Annotated in this window: 16 protein-coding genes; 8 read left to right on the top strand and 8 right to left on the bottom strand. The window is 71.3% G+C overall.

The annotated features are described in order from the left end of the window. The first annotated feature begins 113 nt into the window (after positions 1 to 113). The 7 genes from RWH45_RS04560 to treZ all read left to right on the top strand — a co-directional run bounded on the left by RWH45_RS04560 (position 114) and on the right by treZ (position 8,928). On the top strand, positions 114 to 266 hold the full coding sequence (locus RWH45_RS04560; RefSeq protein ID WP_315993705.1) for a hypothetical protein: 153 nt from the start codon (positions 114 to 116) through the stop codon (positions 264 to 266). A gap of 43 nt (positions 267 to 309) precedes the next feature. Continuing rightward, complete coding sequence (locus tag RWH45_RS04555; RefSeq protein ID WP_315993704.1) at positions 310 to 987, top strand: GTP pyrophosphokinase; 678 nt, start codon at positions 310 to 312, stop codon at positions 985 to 987. Positions 988 to 1,030: 43 nt separating this feature from the next. Continuing rightward, positions 1,031 to 1,882 carry a transposase gene (locus RWH45_RS04550; RefSeq protein WP_315993703.1) on the top strand — a complete coding sequence of 284 codons (852 nt, stop codon included), beginning with the start codon at positions 1,031 to 1,033 and terminating at the stop codon, positions 1,880 to 1,882. Continuing rightward, on the top strand, positions 1,879 to 2,361 hold the full coding sequence (locus RWH45_RS04545) for a glutaminase (protein WP_315993702.1): 483 nt from the start codon (positions 1,879 to 1,881) through the stop codon (positions 2,359 to 2,361). Before RWH45_RS04550 ends, RWH45_RS04545 begins: the two co-directional genes overlap by 4 nt. Positions 2,362 to 2,458: 97 nt before the next feature. After that, positions 2,459 to 4,681 carry a glycogen debranching protein GlgX gene (glgX, locus tag RWH45_RS04540; protein WP_315993701.1) on the top strand — a complete coding sequence of 741 codons (2,223 nt, stop codon included), beginning with the start codon at positions 2,459 to 2,461 and terminating at the stop codon, positions 4,679 to 4,681. A gap of 5 nt (positions 4,682 to 4,686) precedes the next feature. Next, positions 4,687 to 7,092 (top strand): malto-oligosyltrehalose synthase, encoded by a 2,406-nt coding sequence (treY, locus tag RWH45_RS04535; protein ID WP_315993700.1) that lies wholly within the window; start codon positions 4,687 to 4,689, stop codon positions 7,090 to 7,092. A gap of 84 nt (positions 7,093 to 7,176) precedes the next feature. Further along, complete coding sequence (gene treZ, locus RWH45_RS04530; RefSeq protein WP_315993699.1) at positions 7,177 to 8,928, top strand: malto-oligosyltrehalose trehalohydrolase; 1,752 nt, start codon at positions 7,177 to 7,179, stop codon at positions 8,926 to 8,928. Between the two features lie 39 nt (positions 8,929 to 8,967). Here treZ and RWH45_RS04525 read toward each other — a convergent pair whose 3' ends face one another. Beyond that, the gene (locus tag RWH45_RS04525) at positions 8,968 to 10,086 is read right to left on the bottom strand and encodes an ROK family protein (protein ID WP_315993698.1); all 1,119 of its coding nucleotides are present in this window, start codon (positions 10,084 to 10,086) and stop codon (positions 8,968 to 8,970) included. Positions 10,087 to 10,139: 53 nt separating this feature from the next. Between RWH45_RS04525 and RWH45_RS04520 the strand changes: the two genes are divergently transcribed. Then, positions 10,140 to 12,278 carry an alpha-galactosidase gene (locus RWH45_RS04520; RefSeq protein ID WP_315993697.1) on the top strand — a complete coding sequence of 713 codons (2,139 nt, stop codon included), beginning with the start codon at positions 10,140 to 10,142 and terminating at the stop codon, positions 12,276 to 12,278. A gap of 27 nt (positions 12,279 to 12,305) precedes the next feature. Here RWH45_RS04520 and RWH45_RS04515 read toward each other — a convergent pair whose 3' ends face one another. From RWH45_RS04515 to RWH45_RS04485, 7 genes are all read right to left on the bottom strand, one after another. Further along, positions 12,306 to 13,346, bottom strand: a complete 1,041-nt coding sequence (locus RWH45_RS04515; protein WP_315993696.1) for a sodium:calcium antiporter — start codon at positions 13,344 to 13,346, stop codon at positions 12,306 to 12,308. Between the two features lie 157 nt (positions 13,347 to 13,503). Next, on the bottom strand, positions 13,504 to 14,319 hold the full coding sequence (locus RWH45_RS04510) for a TspO/MBR family protein (protein WP_315993695.1): 816 nt from the start codon (positions 14,317 to 14,319) through the stop codon (positions 13,504 to 13,506). Positions 14,320 to 14,560: 241 nt separating this feature from the next. Next, on the bottom strand, positions 14,561 to 15,289 hold the full coding sequence (locus RWH45_RS04505; RefSeq protein ID WP_315993694.1) for a glutamine amidotransferase-related protein: 729 nt from the start codon (positions 15,287 to 15,289) through the stop codon (positions 14,561 to 14,563). A 140-nt stretch (positions 15,290 to 15,429) separates the two neighbouring features. Further along, positions 15,430 to 16,539, bottom strand: a complete 1,110-nt coding sequence (locus tag RWH45_RS04500; protein ID WP_315993693.1) for an ABC transporter ATP-binding protein — start codon at positions 16,537 to 16,539, stop codon at positions 15,430 to 15,432. Continuing rightward, on the bottom strand, positions 16,536 to 17,339 hold the full coding sequence (locus RWH45_RS04495; RefSeq protein ID WP_315993692.1) for an ABC transporter permease: 804 nt from the start codon (positions 17,337 to 17,339) through the stop codon (positions 16,536 to 16,538). Before RWH45_RS04495 ends, RWH45_RS04500 begins: the two co-directional genes overlap by 4 nt. Beyond that, positions 17,336 to 18,253 (bottom strand): ABC transporter permease, encoded by a 918-nt coding sequence (locus RWH45_RS04490; protein ID WP_315993691.1) that lies wholly within the window; start codon positions 18,251 to 18,253, stop codon positions 17,336 to 17,338. The genes RWH45_RS04495 and RWH45_RS04490 overlap by 4 nt, the downstream gene beginning before the upstream one ends. After that, positions 18,250 to 19,389, bottom strand: coding sequence for an ABC transporter substrate-binding protein (locus tag RWH45_RS04485; protein WP_315993690.1), 1,140 nt, complete (start codon positions 19,387 to 19,389; stop codon positions 18,250 to 18,252). Before RWH45_RS04485 ends, RWH45_RS04490 begins: the two co-directional genes overlap by 4 nt. Positions 19,390 to 19,504: the final 115 nt, after the last annotated feature.

Below are 19,504 nucleotides of genomic sequence, written 5' to 3'. Positions count from 1 at the left end.
CCTCACGATACGCCAGGGGCCGCGCGGATACGCCCGCCATCGACGGGTGTCAAGACCACCACTCGCGTCCCGAGGGCCTGTCACAGTGGAGGCACTGCACGGAAGGAGGCGCCGTGACACATCCCCCCACCCCTCGGCATCCCGAACCGGCGGGCGACCCCGACGACCTGCCAGAGGTCTTCCGCGGACTGATCGGCATCGACGTCGTGGACGGTGAACTGGTTCCGCGCGCGACGGAGCCGCCGCGCGCAGCTCCGCCCGCATGATGCTCCCAGCGACCTCGTAGCCGCCGCGGCTACCGTCGGAGGCATGTCGGACCCGCTGGACGATCAGCAGATCACCGTTTCCGGGGCGGCGTTGCGGGCTCTTCGCGACGAGTTCCAGCGTTTCCTCATGGAGTACCGTTTCGGGCTCGCGGAGGTCGAGACCAAGATCTCGATCCTGCGCGAAGAGTTCCAGGAGATGCACGCCTACAACCCCATCGAGCACGTCTCGAGCCGGGTCAAGTCGCCGGACAGCCTGGTCGACAAGGTGCGGCGGAAGGGCATCGACGCCGACTTCGACTCCATCCGCTCCGCCATCACCGACATCGCCGGCATCCGGGTCACCTGCAGCTTCATCGACGACGCCTACCGGCTCTCCGATCTGCTCACCCGGCAGGACGACATCACCGTCCGCGACGTCAAGGACTACATCGCCGAGCCGAAGGCGAACGGGTACAAGAGCCTGCACGTCATCGTCGAGGTGCCGGTGTATCTCTCGACGGGGCGGGTCGACGTCCCGGTCGAGGTGCAGTTCCGCACCATCGCGATGGACTTCTGGGCGAGCCTCGAGCACAAGATCTACTACAAGTACGACCGTCTCGTGCCGGCGGACCTGCTGGCCGAGTTGAAGAACGCCGCCGACACGGCCGCCGAGCTCGACACCCGGATGGAACGTCTGCACCGTGAGATCCGCGGTCCGCGCCCGGGCGTCGTCTCGCTCTGATCAGCAGGTGGTCGAGGCGGCCGAGGGCGACGACAATGAGGGGATGAGCGACGACGCCGCCCGCCTGGACGAAGCCGCCGCCGAGCTGCTCGCCCTGCCTCCCGCACGGTTCACCGCCGCCCGGAACGAACGCGCTGCCGCCGCGGGCGGTGCCCTCGGGCGCGGTATCGCGAAGCTGCGGAAGCCGACGGTGGCGGCGTGGGCCGTGAACCTCCTCGTCGTCGACGGGCAGCTGGGGGAGGCCGTGGAGCTGTCGCGCGCGCTGCACGAGGCCCAGGACGACCTGGACGCCGCGGAGCTGGCGCGTCTGGGGCGCCAGCGCCGCCAGCTCGTCGCCGCCCTCGCGCGCCGCGCGGCCGACCTGGCGGCCGAGGCGGGCACCCCGCTCAGTGCGGCCGTCACGGACGCGGTCGAGAAGACCGTCAACGCCGCGGTGGTCGATGCGACCGTGGCGGCGGTGGTGCTCACCGGCAGACTCGTCGCCGCGATCGACCTGGCCGATCTCGACGCCTCCGCCCTGGGCGCCGCTGTGGCGGGCTCGGTCCCCGCCGCCGCCCCTGCCCCCGCTCCGCCCGACGACCTGGCGGCGCGTCGCGCGCGCAAGGCCGCGGAGCGCGCGGTGCGCGAAGCGGAGCGCGCGCAGGCGGACGCCGAACGCGAGAAGGCCGCGGCCGACAAGCGTCTCGCCACGGCCCGTGAGCGTGCAGATCGACTGCGCGAGCGGGTCGACGGGCTCCGCGCCGACCTGCGCCGTGCCGAGGCTGAGGCGACAGAGGCCGAGGGGACGGTGGCCGAACACGAGAAGACGCAGCGCGACGCCGCGGTGGCCGCCCGCGACGCGGCGCGCGCACGCGAACGCGCGGAGGCCGCGCGAGACGCGGGAGCGGACGCATGATCGACGCCGCGACCCTGTTCGATGCCGCCCGGGCCCGTCTCGTCGACGCCCCGCGCGAGCGGATCGGCGAGCTGCAGGAGGGGCGGCGGCTGCTCGGCATCCGGCGTGCTCCCCGCATCGTGCCGCGTGGAACGGCGTGGCACCTCGGGGTGCTGCTCGTGACCGATGACGAGGTGCTCGCGACCGGCGACATCGTCCGAGCCCGCGCCGAGGTGCGTCGTGGTTTCGCGGCGGAGTCGCAACGGCGCCGCGCCGAGCTCGCCGCCGCCGCCGCTCGGGGCGGTGTTCCCGAGGGCGAGACGGTGCACATCGGGTGGCATGCGGTGGATCCGACCCGGCTCGAGGCGGCCTCGCGGCCGCTCGCGGTGCGAGAGGGAGAGCCGCTCGTGCGGTGGAGCGTCGCGGGCGGCTGGATGCCGCTGGCGAGGTACCTCGACGAGCGCGTCGAGCTGCTGCGGCATCCGCCCGAGCGCGCGTGAGATCCCCCGTGCACAAAGACCCGCGCGCATAGTCGGGGGCGCCCCGGGTGTCAACAGCCGTGACCCCGCCCGTTCGCGGAAACGACGCTGGTCTATCGTGAGCGACGTGCAGCAGGTATGGCCAGGATCCAGTTATCCCCTCGGGGCCACTTACGACGGTAACGGGACGAATTTCGCCCTGTTCAGTGAGGGGGCAGAGAAGGTAGAGCTCTGCCTCTTCGATGAGGACGGAACGGAGACGTGCTTCGAGCTGATCGACGTCGACGCGTTCGTCTGGCACGCCTACCTCCCCAACATCCTCCCCGGGCAGCGATACGGCTATCGCGTCCACGGCGAGTACGACCCGGCGAACGGCAAGCGCTTCAACCCCGCGAAGCTCCTGCTCGACCCGTACGCGAAGGCCGTCGAGGGACAGGTCGACTGGGGCCAGGCGGTCTTCAGCTACGAGTTCGGCGACCCCGACTCGTTCAACGACGAGGACTCCGCCCCGCACATGATGAAGGGCGTGGTCGTGAACCCGTTCTTCGACTGGTCGGGCGACCGCCAGCCGAAGATCCCCTACGCCGAGAGCTTCATCTACGAGGCGCACGTGAAGGGCCTCACCCAGCTGCACCCCGACGTCCCCGAGGAGCTGCGCGGCACCTATGCCGGCATCGCGCACCCGGCCGTCATCGACCATCTCAGGAAGCTCGGCGTCACGGCGATCGAGCTCATGCCGGTGCACCAGTTCGTCAACGACTCCACGCTCGAGGAGAAGGGGCTGTCGAACTACTGGGGCTACAACACCATCGCGTTCCTCGCCCCCCAGAACACCTACTCCTCCACCGGCGACCACGGTCAGCAGGTGCAGGAGTTCAAGGCCATGGTCAAGGCGCTGCACGCGGCCGGCATCGAGGTCATCCTCGACGTGGTCTACAACCACACGGCCGAGGGCAACCACATGGGCCCGACGCTGTCGATGCGCGGCATCGACAACGAGGCCTACTACCGCCTCGAAGACGACGACAAGCGCTACTACACCGACTACACCGGCACCGGCAACAGCATGAATGTGGGCAACCCCCACACGCTGCAGCTGATCATGGACTCGCTGCGCTACTGGGTGCTCGAGATGCACGTCGACGGCTTCCGCTTCGACCTCGCCTCCACCCTCGCGCGCGAGTTCTACGAGGTCGACCGCCTCGCGGCGTTCTTCGAGCTCGTGCAGCAGGATCCGATCGTCTCGCAGGTCAAGCTCATCGCCGAGCCGTGGGACGTCGGCCCCGGGGGCTACCAGGTCGGCAACTTCCCGCCCCAGTGGACCGAGTGGAACGGCAAGTACCGCGACACGGTGCGCGACTTCTGGCGCGGTGAGCCGCAGGCCCTGGGTGAATTCGCCTCGCGCCTGACCGGTTCGGCCGACCTCTACGAGCACTCGGGCCGGTTCCCGGTGGCATCCATCAACTTCGTCACCGCTCACGACGGCTTCACGCTGCGCGACCTCGTGTCGTACAACGACAAGCACAACGACGCCAACGGCGAGGACAACAACGACGGCGAATCGCACAACCGCTCCAGCAACATGGGCGTCGAGGGTCCCACCGACGACCCCGAGGTGCTGAAGCGTCGGGCGCAGCAGCAGCGCAACTTCATCGCGACGCTTCTGCTCAGCCAGGGCGTGCCGATGCTGCTGCACGGCGATGAGCTCGGCCGCACGCAGGGCGGCAACAACAACGGCTACGCCCAGGACAACGAGATCACGTGGGTGGACTGGTCGAACATCGACGCCCCGCTCATCGAGTTCACGGCTGCCCTCGCCCGCCTGCGCAAGCAGCACCCCACCTTCCGCCGCAGCCGGTTCTTCGACGGCCGCCCCGTGAAGATGGAGGAGGGTGCGCCGGTTCCCGACGTGGTCTGGCTGCGCCCCGACGGCTCGCTCATGCAGCCGGAGGACTGGGACAACGGCTTCGGTCTCGCCGTGGGCGTCTTCCTCAACGGCCAGGGCATCCGCGAGCGCGACCGCCGCGGCGAGTCGATCAGCGACGACCACTTTCTCGTGCTGTTCAACGCCGGCGACGACAAGGTCGACTTCCAGCTCCCCGACTTCGACTACGCCCCCAAGTGGGACGCGTACGTCGACACCGCGGGGGAGCGGGCGAACACCGAGCCGCTCGGGCCCGGCGAGACGCTGCCGCTCGAGCCGAAGTCGCTCATCGTGCTGCGCGAGCACCACCTGCCCGAGCCCGAGGTCGACCACTCGGTCGCTGCCTCGCTCACGGCGCAGATCCCGGTGGTCGGCACCGACGACCTGCCCGGCCAGGCGCCCAAGCCGGAGCTGTGAGCGACATGCGGACTCCGCTCTCGACCTACCGCCTGCAGATCCGCGAATCGTTCACCCTCGACGACGCCGCCGAGGTCACGGGATACCTCCGTGACCTCGGGGTCTCGTGGGCGTACCTGTCGCCGATCCTCGAAGCCACGCCCGGCTCCGACCACGGCTACGACGTCGTCGATGTTTCGCGCGTCGATCCCGCGCGCGGGGGTGCGGAGGGTCTCGACCGTTTCGTGCGTTCCGCGCGCGCCGACGAGCTCGGCATCCTGATCGACATCGTGCCCAATCACATGGGCGTCTCGGAGCCGCGCAGCAACGCGTGGTGGTGGGACGTGCTGCGCCAGGGCCGCGCGTCGACGCACGCGGACGCGTTCGACATCGACTGGGACTTCGGCGGCGGCAAGGTGCGCGTGCCGGTGCTCGGCGATCACCTGGACGCGGTGGTCGATGAGATCTCGTACGACCCGGCGCCCGCCGACGACGCACCCGACGGTCTGATCCGCTACTACGACCACGCTTTCCCGGTCGCGCCGGGAACGGGGACGGATGCCGCGGCCTCGGGCTCGCGCGACGCGATCGAAGCCCTCCTCGACGCCCAGAACTTCGAGCTGCGGTTCTGGCAGGACGAGGCGGACGACCTCAACTATCGGCGCTTCTTCGCCGTCACGACCCTCGCGGGTGTGCGCGTCGAGGTGCCCGAGGTGTTCGACGCCACGCACGTCGAGATCCTCCGCTGGGTGCGCGAGGGGCTCGCCGACGGCCTGCGGGTCGACCACCCCGACGGTCTCGTCGACCCGGGCGGCTACCTCGACCGGCTCGCGGTCGCGCTCGAGGAGGCCGGTGACGGCGAGGTCGGCTACGTGCTGGGCGAGAAGATCCTCGAGCACGGCGAGGCGCTTCCCTCCTGGTGGAAGACCGCCGGCACGACCGGCTACGACGCCCTCGCCGAGATCGACCGCGTGCTCACCGACCCCGCGGGCGAGGCGGCGCTCGACGGCCTCGATGCGCGCCTGCGCGCCGACAGCGACCTCGCGCCGCTCACCGGCTGGCACGACCTGATTCACGACACCAAGCGCAAGATCGCCGATTCGATACAGGTCTCGGAGATCCGCCGGCTCGTGCGCGGCCTCCCGACGGCCCTCCGCGAGGAGTTCGAGGCCGACGTCCTCCAGGACGCCCTCGCCGAGATCCTCGCGTGCTTCCCCGTCTACCGCTCCTACCTTCCCGCCGGTCGTGCGCACCTCGACGCCGCCGCGGGCGAGGCCGAGGTGCGCCGGCCGGAGCTCGGCGACGTGATCGAGAAGCTCGTCCCGGTGCTCGCCGACACGAGCCTCGAGGTCGCGTGGCGATTCCAGCAGACGACCGGGCCCGTCATGGCCAAGGGCGTCGAGGACACGGCGTTCTACCGCTACACGCGGCTGGGCTCGCTGACCGAGGTGGGCGGCGACCCCGGCGAGTTCTCGCTCGGCGTCGCGGGCTTCCACACCGCGCAGGCGCTGCGGCACGCGTCATGGCCCACCGCCATGACGACCCTGTCCACGCACGACACCAAGCGCGGCGAGGACACGCGCGCCCGCATCGCGGTGCTCGCGGAGATCCCGGAGCGCTGGGCCGAGGTGCTGGCGGAGTTCCGGGGTATCGCCTCCACCGGGCACGGCCCCTTCGACGCGCTGCTGTGGCAGGCCATCATCGGTGCCTGGCCGGCCTCGGCATCCACTCCTGAGGGGCTGAAGATCTACCGCGAACGCCTGCACGCCTACGCCGAGAAGGCGGCACGCGAGGCGAGCGAGGTCACCGGATGGTGGGAGCAGGACGAGGCTTTCGAGGAGCGCATGCACGCGGTCGTCGACGCGGCCACCGGTCCCGCCGCCGAGCGCGTCCGCGCCTTCGTCGACGAGATCTCGCCCGCAGGCTGGTCGAACGGTCTCTCGGCGAAGCTGCTGCAGATCATGGGCCCCGGCGTCCCCGACGTCTACCAGGGCTCGGAGCTGTGGGAGCAGTCGCTCGTCGACCCCGACAACCGTCGTGCTGTCGACTTCGCCGAGCGGCGTCGGATGCTCGCCGAGATCGACGCCCCGGGGGCCCGCCCCCCGCTCGTGGATGCCATGGGGGCGGCGAAGCTGCTCGTCACCTCGCGCGCGCTGCGGCTGCGTCGGGAGCACCCGCTGGAGATCTACCGTCCGCTGGAGGCTGCCGGGGTGGCATCCGATCACGTCGTGGCGTTCGATCGCGGCGGCGTCTTCACCGTCGCGACGCGCCTGCCCCACGGGCTGCAGGCCGCGGGAGGGTGGCGCGACACGGTCGTGCTGCTGCCGGACGTGCCGGTCGTCGACGTGCTGACCGGTCGCTCGTTCGCCGGTGGCCCGACCCCCCTCGCCGACCTGCTGGCGTTCCTCCCGGTCGCCCTGCTGATCTTCTGACGCGAGCGCGTGAGGCGCCGAGATTCGTCGCCTCACGCGCTCCCGCAGCGACAATTTCTGGCACCTCACGCGTAAGGACATCTCATGAGCATCGACGTTTGGGCACCCAAGAGCACGCGGGTGCGGCTGCGCCGGCTGGACGACAGCGGCGACACCGTCGTGGAGGACATCGAGATGACGTCGGCATCGGACGGCTGGTGGACCGCGCCGATTGACCTCGCCGACGGCGAGCGCTACGGCTTCGTCCTCGGCGACGGCGACGACCTGCGTCCCGATCCGCGGTCGCGGCGCCAGCCCGGCGGCGTGCACGAGGCATCGGCGTGGTTCGACCCGTCCGTCTACGCGTGGAACGACGACGCCTGGACGGGGAAGCAGCTCGCGGGCGGGCTGATCTACGAGCTGCACCTCGGCACCTTCACGCCCGAGGGGACCCTGGATGCCGCGATCGGGCGCCTCGACCACCTCGTTGACCTCGGCGTCACCCACGTGGAGCTGCTGCCGGTGAACGGCTTCAACGGCACGTGGAACTGGGGCTACGACGGCGTGCTCTGGTACACGGTGCACGAGGCGTACGGCGGACCCGAGGCCTACCAGCGCTTCGTCGACACGGCGCACGCCGCGGGCCTGGCCGTCATCCAGGACGTCGTCTACAACCACCTCGGACCCTCGGGCAACTACCTGCCGGAGTTCGGCGAGTACCTCCGCGAGGGCAGCCGCAACACGTGGGGCGACTCGGTCAACCTCGACGAGGATGCCGTGCGCGCCTACATCGTCGAGAACGCCCTGATGTGGATGAGCGACTACCACGTCGACGGGCTTCGCCTGGATGCTGTGCACGCGCTGCTCGACCACCGCGACCCGCACGTGCTGCAGGAGATCGCGGAGCGCACCGACGCCCTGTCGGCGCACCGCGGCATCCCGCTCACGACCATCGCCGAGAGCGACATGAACGACCCGAAGCTCATCCTGCCTCGCGAGGCGGGCGGGTACGGGCTCACCGCGCAGTGGTCGGACGACTGGCACCACACCGCGCACGTCGCCCTCACCGGCGAGACGATCGGCTACTACGAGGACTTCGCCGATCTGGATGCGTTCCGCAAGGTGAGCGAGGGCGGCTTCTTCCACGACGGCACGTACTCGTCGTTCCGTGAGGAGAAGCACGGCAAACCGATCCCGGAGGACGTGCCGAACTGGCGCCTGGTGACCTTCGCCCAGGACCACGACCAGATCGGCAACCGCGCCGCGGGCGACCGCCTCTCGCAGTCCCTCGACTACGACCACCTCGCCGCGGCAGCCGTGCTGACGCTCACCGCTCCCGGGACGCCGATGCTCTTCATGGGGGAGGAGTGGGGCGCCACCACGCCCTGGCAGTTCTTCACCTCGCACCCTGAGCCCGAGCTCGGGAAGGCCACCGCCGAGGGGCGCATCGCCGAGTTCGCGAAGATGGGCTGGGACGAGTCCACCGTCCCCGACCCGCAGGACCCGTCGACCTTCGAGAACTCGAAGCTCGACTGGGACGAGGTCGGCGAGGGCGATCATGCGCAGCTGCTCGGTCTCTACCGGGAGCTGGCGAAGCTCCGGCGCGAGCGCCCTGAGCTGACCGACCCGTCTCGCGACGGGTTGTCGGCGGCGGCCCGCGAGGCCGAGGGCGGACGCGTGTACGAGCTGCGTCGCCGTGACCTCGTGGTCGTGGTCAACCTCTCGGATGCCGAAGCCTCGGCATCCGTCGCCTCCGGTGCGCGCGTGCTGCTCGCCACCGCGGAGGGCGTGGTGCTCGACGGCACTGCGCTGAGCGTGCCGGCGGGGGCGAGTGCGATCGTGGGGCCGGTGCTCTGACGTCTCGCTGACGGCCCCGTCCCGCGCCGGACGGGGCCGTCAGCGTGTCTGCGGGATGCGCCCCATCTCGGCCTGGATCGCCACGGCTGCGGCTCCCCGCGCCCACGCCGAGAAGCCGGCACGGTCGACGTGCACCCGCACCGGTGTCGAGCCGCCGGGACGGACGCGCGCGAGGGCCTCGTCGACGCGGTCCCGCGCGAGGTCGACGATCGCGGTCGCCTCGCCGGCGAGCACGATGTCGGCCTGCAGCGACAGGTTCGCGGCCAGAGCGCACAGGATGCCGAGGGCCTCGCCGGCGTCGTCGATCGCGGCCCGGGCCGTCGGTTCCCCGTCGCGGGCGAGCGAGAACACGTCGTCCGCGCCCCCCGTGCGTCCGAGGTCCCGCGACACCCGCGCGGTCAGCGCGCCGGTGGTCAGCAGGGCGTCGGCGCAGCCGCGATGTCCCTGCGGGCAGGTGGGGCCGTCGGCGAGGAGGGGGAGGTGACCGACGGTGCCGTGGGCCGCGTCGGGGGAGCGGACGGTGCGCCCCTCCACGACGAGGCCGAGACCGACACCGGCGCCGATCGTCACGACGGCGAATCCGGGGATGCCCCGTCCGACGCCGAACCAGCGCTCGGCGTCGGTGAGGGCTACGACGTCGTTCTCGAGCGCGACCGGGATTCCGAGCCGCTCGGCGAGCATCTCGGCGAACGGCACGTTCCGCCACTCGAGGAACGGGGCGTCCAGGGCGACACCGCCCTGCACGTGCCCCCCGAGTGCGACGCCGACGCCGCGTACCCCGCTCACGGCCTCCACGAGGCCCGCGATCGTCGTGGCGACCGCGTCGGGGGAGGTGTCGGCGAGGGCGCTCTCGTGCGCGGCGATCACCTGGGCGCGCATGTCGGTGGTGACCAGGTACAGACGCTCACCGGTCAGCTTCACTCCCACGAAGGTCCCGGCGGTGGGGGAGAGGTCGAGAGGACGCGATGGGCGGCCGACCGATCCCGGACCGCCGCCGTCGTCGTCGCGCTCGACGAGCAGCCCCGCGTCGAGCAGCGGACGCGTGAGACGGGTCAGGCTCGCCGGTGACAGGTGCAGGCGCGTCGCGAGGGCGCTGCGAGAGAGCGGCCCGTGGATGAGCACCTCGCGCGCGACGGCGGCTTCGCTGTCGGTGAGCATGGCGGCCTCCTCGTCGATCAAGCGCGAATAACTTCCGTGATAAAAATAATGCCATGTCGCATCCCGTCACCGCCGCCGAGACCGCCGTTCATCTCCGCAACGGCGGGACGAGCGTCGTCGTCGACCTCACCGCGCACCCGGCGCCCGCGATCATCCACTGGGGCGCCGACCTCGGCGAGCTCGGCGCGGAGGCCCTGTCGTCGCTGGTCGTCGCCGCGCAGCCGCAGCGCGTCTCGGGTGGCATCGACCAGACGCCCCGCCTCGCGATCGTGCCGACCGCGGCGGCCGGGTGGCCCGGCGCCCCCGGGTTCGTGGGAGGGCGCGGCGGCGTGGTGCAGGGAACGGTCTTCTCCCTGGCATCCGTCGATCCGACCGTCGACGCCGTGACGCTGCATCTCGTCGACGCGCAGCGCTCCCTGCGCCTTCGCGCGGAGCTGCGGGTGGACGCCGCGGGAGTGTTCACGCAGCGGCTCACGCTGGTCAACGACGGCGCCGACGACCTCGTCGTGCAGGCGCTGCAGCCGACCTTCCCGGTGCCGTGGGAGGCGACCGAGATCTTCGACACGACCGGGCGTCATCTGCGCGAGCGCTCGGCGCAGCGTCATGCCTTCACCTTCGGCACGCACCTGCGCGAGAGTCGTCGGGGGCGACCGGGTGCGGACGCCACGCTGCTCCTGGCCGTCGGACGGCCGGGCTTCGGGTTCGAGAGCGGGCTCGTGCACGGCATCCACGTGGGGTGGAGCGGCGATCAGCGCGTGTTCGCCGAGCGGCTGCCGCTCGGCGAGGCGCTGCTCGCGGGAGGCGAACTGCTCGCGTGGGGCGAGATCGTCGTCGCCCCCGGCGCCGAGGTGTCGTCGCCGATCGTGTACGGCTCGTGGGGCGAGGGGCTCGATCAGCTCGCGTCGCGCTTCCACGCCACGTGGCGCGCGCGTCCGCAGCACCCGCGACGCCCGCGCCCGATCACCCTGAACACCTGGGAGGCGGTGTACTTCGACCATCGTCTGCCGAAGCTGCTCGAGCTCGCCGACGTCGCCGCCGAGATCGGCGTGGAGCGCTACGTGCTCGACGACGGGTGGTTCCGCCACCGCCGCGACGACACCGCGGGCCTGGGCGACTGGTTCGTCGACGAAGGCGTGTGGCCCGACGGTCTGAGCCCGCTGGCCGATCACGTGATCGACCGGGGCATGGAGTTCGGTCTGTGGTTCGAACCCGAGATGGTCAACCCCGACAGCGACGTCGCCCGCGCGCACCCCGAATGGATCCTGCGCGGGCGCGACGAGCTGCCGCCCTCCGCCCGCCAGCAGCAGGTGCTGAACCTCGCCCGCCCCGACGCCTACGCCTACCTGCTCGAGCGCATGACGGCGGTCCTGCGGGCCTACCCGATCGCGTACGTGAAGTGGGATCACAACCGCGACCTCGTGGATGCCGCGACCGGGCCCGGCGGAGGCTCGGCCGTGCACGCCCACACGCTCGCCGTGTACCGCCTCATCGACGAGCTCAAGGCCGCGTTCCCCGGACTCGAGATCGAGAGCTGCGCCTCGGGGGGAGCGCGGGTGGATCTCGGCATCCTGGACCGCACCGACCGCATCTGGACGAGCGACTGCCTCGACCCGGTCGAGCGGCTCGAGACGCAGCGTCACACCGCGCTCGTGGTTCCGCCCGAGATGATGGGCATGCACCTGACCACCCCGCACGTGCATTCGACGGGGCGCACCGTGTCGCTCGCGTTCAGCGGCGCCGTGGCCCTGTTCGGCCATTTCGGCATCGAATGGGATCTCACGGCCCTCTCCGGCGACGACCGGGCGCTCGTGGCCGAGTGGGTGGCGCTCGCCCGTCGGGTGCGGCCGCTCGTGGCGACCGGGCGCCTGGTGAACGTCGACACGACCGACCCCGGGCTCGACGTCCGAGGCGTGGTGTCTCCCGAGCGCGACCACGCCTTCTTCACGATCGCGCAGACCGAGACGCTCATCGCCTCCCCGGCGGGCCGCGTGCGCCTGCCCGGGCTCGACCCCGACCGCCCGTACCGGGTGCGGCTCGTCACCCCGGGTGGGCTCGTGCAGGAGCCGGCGCAGTCTCCGCTGCCCTGGGCCCACCACGACACCGTGCTCACCGGGCGGCAGCTGGCCGTCGCGGGCCTGCGGCCGCCCGTCCAGAACCCCCAGCAGGCGGTGGTCGTCGAGCTCTCCGCGTGATCGGGTCGCGATCGTGATGGCTGCGGCTCAGGCGGAGATCGCGAACAGCCCGCCGACGCCCACGGCGTAGAGCACGAGCACGACGAACGAGTCGACGCCCATTCCGATGATCCGTCGCTGCGGACGGAAGATCAGGCCGACGACGTACACGAGCGTCAGGAGAGCCGCGAGCGCGGTCAGGTAGATGTCGGCGCCGTTCGCGCGCGGGAGCACCGCCGATCCCGAGATCACCGTGGCCAGCAGGAACAGCACGGGCAGGAAGGCGTTGCCGCCGAAGATGTCGCTGATGGCGAGGCTGTCGTCGCCCTGACGGATGGCCTGCAGGCCGGTCGAGATCTCGGGCAGGGATGTCGCCAGGGCCAGCACCGTCGCACCGAACAGTACGCCCGACAGACCGATCTGGGAGGAGGCCGCGTCACCGGCGCGTTCCAGGACGACACCGGCGACGAGCGTGGCGAGCGCGGAGACCGAGAAGACCGTCGCGGCCTTCTTGGTGCTCATCTTCTTCTTCGCGGGCGCGGGCTTCGGGCTCGCGTCGGGGGCGCGGCCGTCCTCGTGCCACGGCAGGTGCTTTCCGGCCCGCTGCACGAGCACCAGCCCGATGATCCACAGCGCGGCGATGAGGACCACGTCGGGCGTCAGCCGCAGCACCTCCAGGCTGTCGGGCAACTGGCTGCCGGCGATGACGACCGCAAGGACCGCCACCACGACCAGCCCTTCCAGCACCAACGTGAGCGAGGCCGCACGGTAGGTGAGCGGCTTGACGCCACGACCGCGTTTGCCGAAGGCGTCGAGGATGACGAGGACGACGGTCTGCAGGGCGATCCCGCCGAGGATGTTGCCGACGGCGACCTCGAGGTTGCCCGACATCGCGGCCGACACGGTGATGGCGATCTCGGGCAGGTTGGTCGCCACCGCGAGCACGATGAGCCCGCCCAGGGCGCTGCCCAGATGCAGCCGCGCGTCCAGAACGTCGGTCGCCTTCGAGAGCTGGATGCCGGCGACCCACACCACCGCGGCGGCGGCGACGAAGATGACGACGAGAAGGGCGAAGGGCAACGAGTCCACGCACCGATCAGACCACCGGTCGCCGTGGCATCCGATGCTCTTGTGCGGCGGATGCCGAGGGGTTAGGCGTCGTGGCTCCGCCGGAGCCCCGTTCGCCCAGGCCGTCGACGCGGCAGCGGATCGGGCGCCCCGCACGCCCTCGCGCGCTCGTGCCCGGTCAGTCGACGTTCGGGCGGATCAAGCGCAGTGTGCTCACGATCGCGGGGGGCACCAGCACGACGACGGCCACGATGATCGCGGTCACCCCGATCGGTGCGCTCTGGGGCTGTCCGCCGAAGCGCTCCACGGCCAGCCAGCTGAGGCCCCAGGCGAGGGCGAGCGCCGGAGCGACGCGCCACGAGCTGCGCCAGGCGATCGCGAGTCCGATGAGCGCCACGACGATCAGCACCGCGATGCCGATGACATCCGCTCCCTCTTCCCACGACGGCGGGACGACGGTGGTGAGCCACGCGGCGGTGTTGGCCACGGTCGCGAGGGTCACCCATCCGAGGTGCAGGCCCGTGACGCCGTCGATGAGCACGGAGTCGACCACGCCGCCGCGCGGCTCGCGGGTGGCGACGGCGACGCGGAAGGTCCAGCCGAGAGCGGCGAGGAGCAGGATGATCACGACGACGGTGAGGAACAGCGTTCCGAAGCGGGCGGCGACCAGCCAGAGTCCGTTCAGCGTCATGGTGAGCGCGATGAGCCAGCCCAGGGCGCGCTGGCGCGGGTTCGTGCGCTGGCGGGGGAGGGCCTGCCAGATCGCGTAGACGATGAGACCGAGGTAGATGATCGACCAGATCGAGAAGGCGGGTCCCGCCGGCGCGAGGTACGACCCGTCGGTGTCGAGGGCGCCGCCCTGCTGGTCTTCGACGGCGGAATTGCCGAAGGCGCCGGCTCCGATGACGGCCGCGATGAGCATGAACGACACCGCGGAGAGGACGACGATCTGGCGCGCGAGGTCTGCGCCCCGCCACTGAGCTGTTGCGTTCATACCGAGAACACTAGAAAAGCTAGGTAAATCCGTGCCTCGGGCTTGACTTTCCCGACCCCGACGTCACGTCGCCGGGCCGTCGTCCCTGCACATCGGCAGCATCCGCCCGCGCCGGCGTGCGGGCCGAGCCGCGCAGCGTGTCGCCGCGTCGGCCCGCCGTCGCGCGCTCCGCCGTTGCGCGGCCCATCGCTGAGCGGCCCGTCGCTGCGCGGCCCATCGCTGCGGCGCGGAACGGCGCCGGCTAGGCGGCGACGGCGCGAGCGGCGAACGAGCGCAGAAGCCGGGTGGGCTGCTCGACCGACGCGGTGCGCACGTGCGCCGACACCTCGTCGAACGCGTCGGCGTCGAAGTACCCGGCATCCCGGTACACGACCATGCGCTCCACGAACGCTTCGGTCGTCGGTTCGGGGTGGAACTGCGTCGCCCACAGCGCGCGCCCCGCCCGGTAGGCCTGCACCGGACAGGCCGCGTTCTCGGCCAGCAGCGTCGCCCCCGGCGGCACGCTCGCGGTGCCCTCCTTGTGCGCGGTCAGGGCCTCGAAATGCGGTTCCAGGATGCCGAACAGCTCGTCGGCGCGGCCCGCGTCGGTGAGCGAGATGTCGGCGGGGCCCGTGCCCTCGGGATGGCCGAGGGTCACTTCGCCGCCGAGGAAGCGCGTGACGACGCCGATCCCGAAGCACGTGAACAGCGCGCTCGTCCGGCCCTCGATCGCGGCGGCGGCCAATCGCTCGAGATCACTCTCGAGGCGGCGCTGCACGTCGGTCTTGTCGGGGTCGGTGACGTTGAACGGGCTGCCTCCCACGACGACCGCGGCGAACCGGTCGAGGTCGGCCGGGAGCGGCTCGCGCACGAGGTCATGGTGCACGAGCTCGTCGTCGCGCACCCCCAGCCCGTCGCGGAACGACGCCCACTCCGCCACCGCCGCGACCCGCTGAGGGCGCGCGCAGACGTACAGGAGGGGGGCGGTCACTCAGGGATTCTATGCGCGTCCCGTCGAGACCGCGCCGGAGGGGACACACGGTGACACCTGCGCGCGGGTCGCCCGGGGCGGAGCATCGGCCGTCCCACCCTGGTGGCGGGGAGGGCGACAGGATGCCGCCGACACGCCCCTCAGCCGGCGACCGGGCGCGCGAGCACCGCGACGTCGTCCAGCCGTACCCGCACGCGTTCGCCCACGGTCAGTGCGAGGTCGGCCCCGTGCTGCACGTCCACGCGCGAACCGTCCTCGGTCGTCAGCGACGAGCGACGGGCGTTGCCGAGGAACGTGCTCTGTTCCACGACACCCGCGACGCCGTCCTCGCCCGCACCGACGAGTCGGATGTTCTCCGGTCGCACGAACACCTCGCATGCCCCGTCCGGTGCCGGTGCGATGAGGGGCAGGCGTCGACCCCACACCTCGACCGTCCCGCCGTCGACGACGCCCGGGACAAGGCTCGACGCGCCGACGAACGCCGCCACCTCGGCGTCGGCCGGGCGCAGGTAGAGGTCTTCGGGACTGCCCACCTGCAGGATGCGACCGGCGACCATCACCGCGACGCGGTCGGAGACCGCGAGGGCCTCCTCCTGGTCGTGCGTCACGAAAACGGTGGTCGTACCGAGACGGAGCTGGATGCGGCGGATCTCGTCGCGCAGTTGCACGCGCACCTTGGCATCCAGGGCCGACAGGGGCTCGTCGAGCAGGAGGACGCGCGGCTCGGTCACCAGCGCGCGAGCGAGGGCGACGCGCTGCTGCTGGCCCCCGGAGAGCTGGTGCGCGTATCGATCGGCCAGATGCCCGAGCCCCACCAGATCGAGGGCGTCGCCCGCGCGTCGCCGCGCCTGCGCGGTGCCGACCCCCCGGCGCCGCAGCCCGAAGGCGGCGTTGTCGAGAACGCGCAGATGGGGGAAGAGAGAGTACGACTGGAACACCATGCCGATGTCGCGCTTGTTCGTCGGCACGGTCGAGACGTCGCGTCCGCCGATGCGCACGTCGCCTCCGCTCGCCCTCTCGAGCCCGGCGATCACGCGGAGCGCCGTGGTCTTGCCGCAGCCCGAGGGCCCGAGCAGTGAGACGAACTCCCCGGGGGTGACGTCGAGGTCGACGCCGTGGAGCACGCGGGTCGTGCCGTAGTCCTTCACGACACCGCGCAGCTGCACGCCGGCGCTCTCGCGCTCGCCAAGCAGCAGGGCGTTCGCGGCGGTGTCGGGGAGCGCGCGGATCGGGGAGTCGGCGGTGGTCATGAGGTCTTCCTTCCGGCGCCGATGCGTCCGACGCGTCCGATGACGAGCAGCAGCACGAACGCGAACGCGAGGGCCAGCAGCGTGAAAATGGCTGCGACCCAGCCGTCCTGCTTGTTGACGACGAGAAGCGCGGTCTGCAGCGTCTGCCGGTTGAGCAGCGACGCGATGGTGAACTCGCCGAGCACGACCGCCACCGAGATGAGCGAGGCCGCGAGCAGGCCCGACCGCAGGTTGGGCAGAATCACCCGCAGCAGCACGGCGCTCCATCCCGCGCCGAGCGTGCGCGCCGCCTCGGCCAGGGTCGTGACGTCGATCGCGTCGATCGAGGCCTGGATCGAGCGGTAGGCGAACGGGAGGACGAGGATGCCGTAGGCGAAGGCGAGCGTCCACGCTCCGGTTCCGAGGCTGCGGCCGATCTGCAGGTAGATGGGCGTGAGACCCACCACCAGCACGATCGCGGGGAGCGAGATCGGCAGCAGGGCGACGAACTCGAACACGCGACGCAGCCCGGGGAACGCGAGGGCGACGAGCACCATCGTCGGGGTGAACAGGCACAGCACCAGGGCCACGGTCACGGCAGCGAGCACGAGCGAGTTGCCCAGGCCCGTCCAGATCGGACGGTACTTCGCCGCGTTCGCGGGGTCGAAGATACCGGCCCAGTGCGTCAGCGACAGGCCCGAGGCGCCGGGGGCGGGCGCGAGCGTGAACAGCAGCGTGGCGACGAAGGGCACGGCGACGACGGCGGTCACGACGACGCCGATGATCCAGCGCGCTGCGCGCGGGGGAGCGAGGGGGTTCACGACCGCCACCTCGAAGCGCGTCTTTGCACGAGGGAGTACAGCGTCATCGCGAGGGCGACGACGACGATCATGCCCAGGGCGAGGGCCCCGGCGAGGTTCTCCCGCCCCAGAACCGTCTCGCTCGTCAATGCCGAGCGGATCTGCAAGGGCACGATCTGCGAACCCTGGCTGGCCAGGGCCGCGGCCGTCGCGTACGACGAGAAGGCGTTCGCGAACAGCAGCAGCGAGCTCGCGAGAAACGACGGGGCGAGCACCGGCATCCCGACCTGACGCCAGAACCCCGCGCGCGTGCCGCCGAGGGTCAGGTGCGCCTCCATCCACTGCGGCTTCAGTGCGGCGAGGGCGGGCATGAAGGTGATGATCATCAGCGGCACCTGGAACAGCAGGTAGGCGATGGCCACCCCGGGCAGGTCGTAGAGCCACATCCCGTTCTCGTACAGCGAGATCCCGGTCAGCTCGACCAGCGCCACGGTCACGACGCCCTTCGCGCCGATCGCGGCGATGAGCACGAAGGCGAGCATCACCCCGCCGAACTGGGCAAGGACTCCGGATGCCGCATCGACGGCTGTGCGCACCGCGCCCGACTCGGGAAGCCCCAGCATCGCCCAGCACACCAGGGCGCCGATGACCGCTCCGATCGCGGCCGTCACCAGCGACAGCATCGCGGAATTCGCGAACGTGGACAGCACCAGCGGGTCGCCGAGGGCGGCGACGTTGTCGAGCGTGAAAACCCCCGCTTCGTCGACGAAGCCGGAGGCGACCGCGAGGACCGTTGGCAGGACGAGGAAGAGCGCGATGTAGAGGACGAACGGCAGGAGGCCGACCGCGCTCCACCCGCGTCGCGCCGCGCCCCGCGGTGCCGGAGCGGACGGCTCCGGCACCGCGGGGGCGACGACCTGGTCGAGGACCGTCACTGGACCGCCGTCGCCCACTTCTGTCCGAGGGTCTCGCCGGCGGCGGTCGACTGCTGCTCCGTCGGGACGACGGTGTCGCCGGGGGCGGTCGGCAGCGCCTCGGCGAGGGCCTCGTCGATCGTTCCGGAGGAGGTCATCGCCTCCATGCGGGCCGGGCGCGCTCCGCCCTTGAGCCAGAGGTTCTGCACCTCGTCGCTGTAGAGGAACTCCTGCCACAGGCGCGCCGCCGCGGGGTGCGGGGCGTCCTTGTTGATGGCCTGGTTGTAGTACCCGGCGTAGCCCGTGCCCGGCAGTACCACGGTCTTCCACGTGGGGACGGCGGAGGCCTGCGCGGCGTTGAGGTAGTCCCAGTCGAAGACGACCGGGGTCTCGCCGCTCGCGATCGTGGCGTCGGTGGGGTCGACCTTGAGGAAGTTGCCGGCCGCGTTGAGCTCGCCGAAGAAGTCGATTCCGGGCGTGAAGTCGTCGAGCGTGCCGTCGTTCTGCACGGTGGCCAGGCCCACGGCGGCGAACGCCGAGCCCGCCTGCGTGGGGTCGCCGTTGATCGCGACGGCGCCCTTGTACGCGGGCTTCAGCAGGTCGCTCAGCTGCGTCGGGGCGGGGAAGCGCGCCGAGTCGTATCCGATCGACATGTACCCGCCGTAATCGCCGACGAACAGCCCCGAGGGCTCCTTCAGCGCGTCGGGGATCTCGTCGAAGGTCTCGACCTTGTACGCGGCGAACCGGTCGGTGTTCTGCAGGGCGACCGCCAGGCCCAGGTCGAAGACGTCGGGCGCGGTGTCGAGGCCCTCGTTGGCGGTCGCCGCCTGGATCTCCTCGGCGCTGGAGACGTCGGGGGACTGCTCGTTGACGGTGATCTCGGGGTAGCGCTGCGCGAAGAGGTCCAGGATCTCCCCGTAGTTGGCCCACGTGCGCGGCAGGGCGATCACGTTCAGCTGGCCCTCGGCCTTCGCGGCGGTCTCGAGGTCGGTCAGAGCGCCGAAGTCGGCGAGGCTCGTCGCGGTCGCGGCATCCGTGCCGCCGTCGGCGGGGGACGCCGCGCTGCCGCCCGCGCATCCGGCGAGGGCGAGGGCCGCGACCGTGACGAGGGCGATTCCGGCGATCGGGCGTCCGGCGAAGAAGCTCGGGAATGACATGGGGGTTCCTCTCGGATCTCTCGGGAGTGCCGGCGGCCTCCGCCGCGGGCATGAGACGGAGCGAACCTATGGGGCACTCATGACCGCCCGGAGCGCGCCGGGTGAACTCAGGTCA

The sequence above is a fragment of the Microbacterium galbum genome, from assembly GCF_032464915.1.
Taxonomy (GTDB): Bacteria; Actinomycetota; Actinomycetes; order Actinomycetales; family Microbacteriaceae; genus Microbacterium; species Microbacterium galbum.
This window is presented reverse-complemented; position numbering and strand designations above follow the sequence as displayed.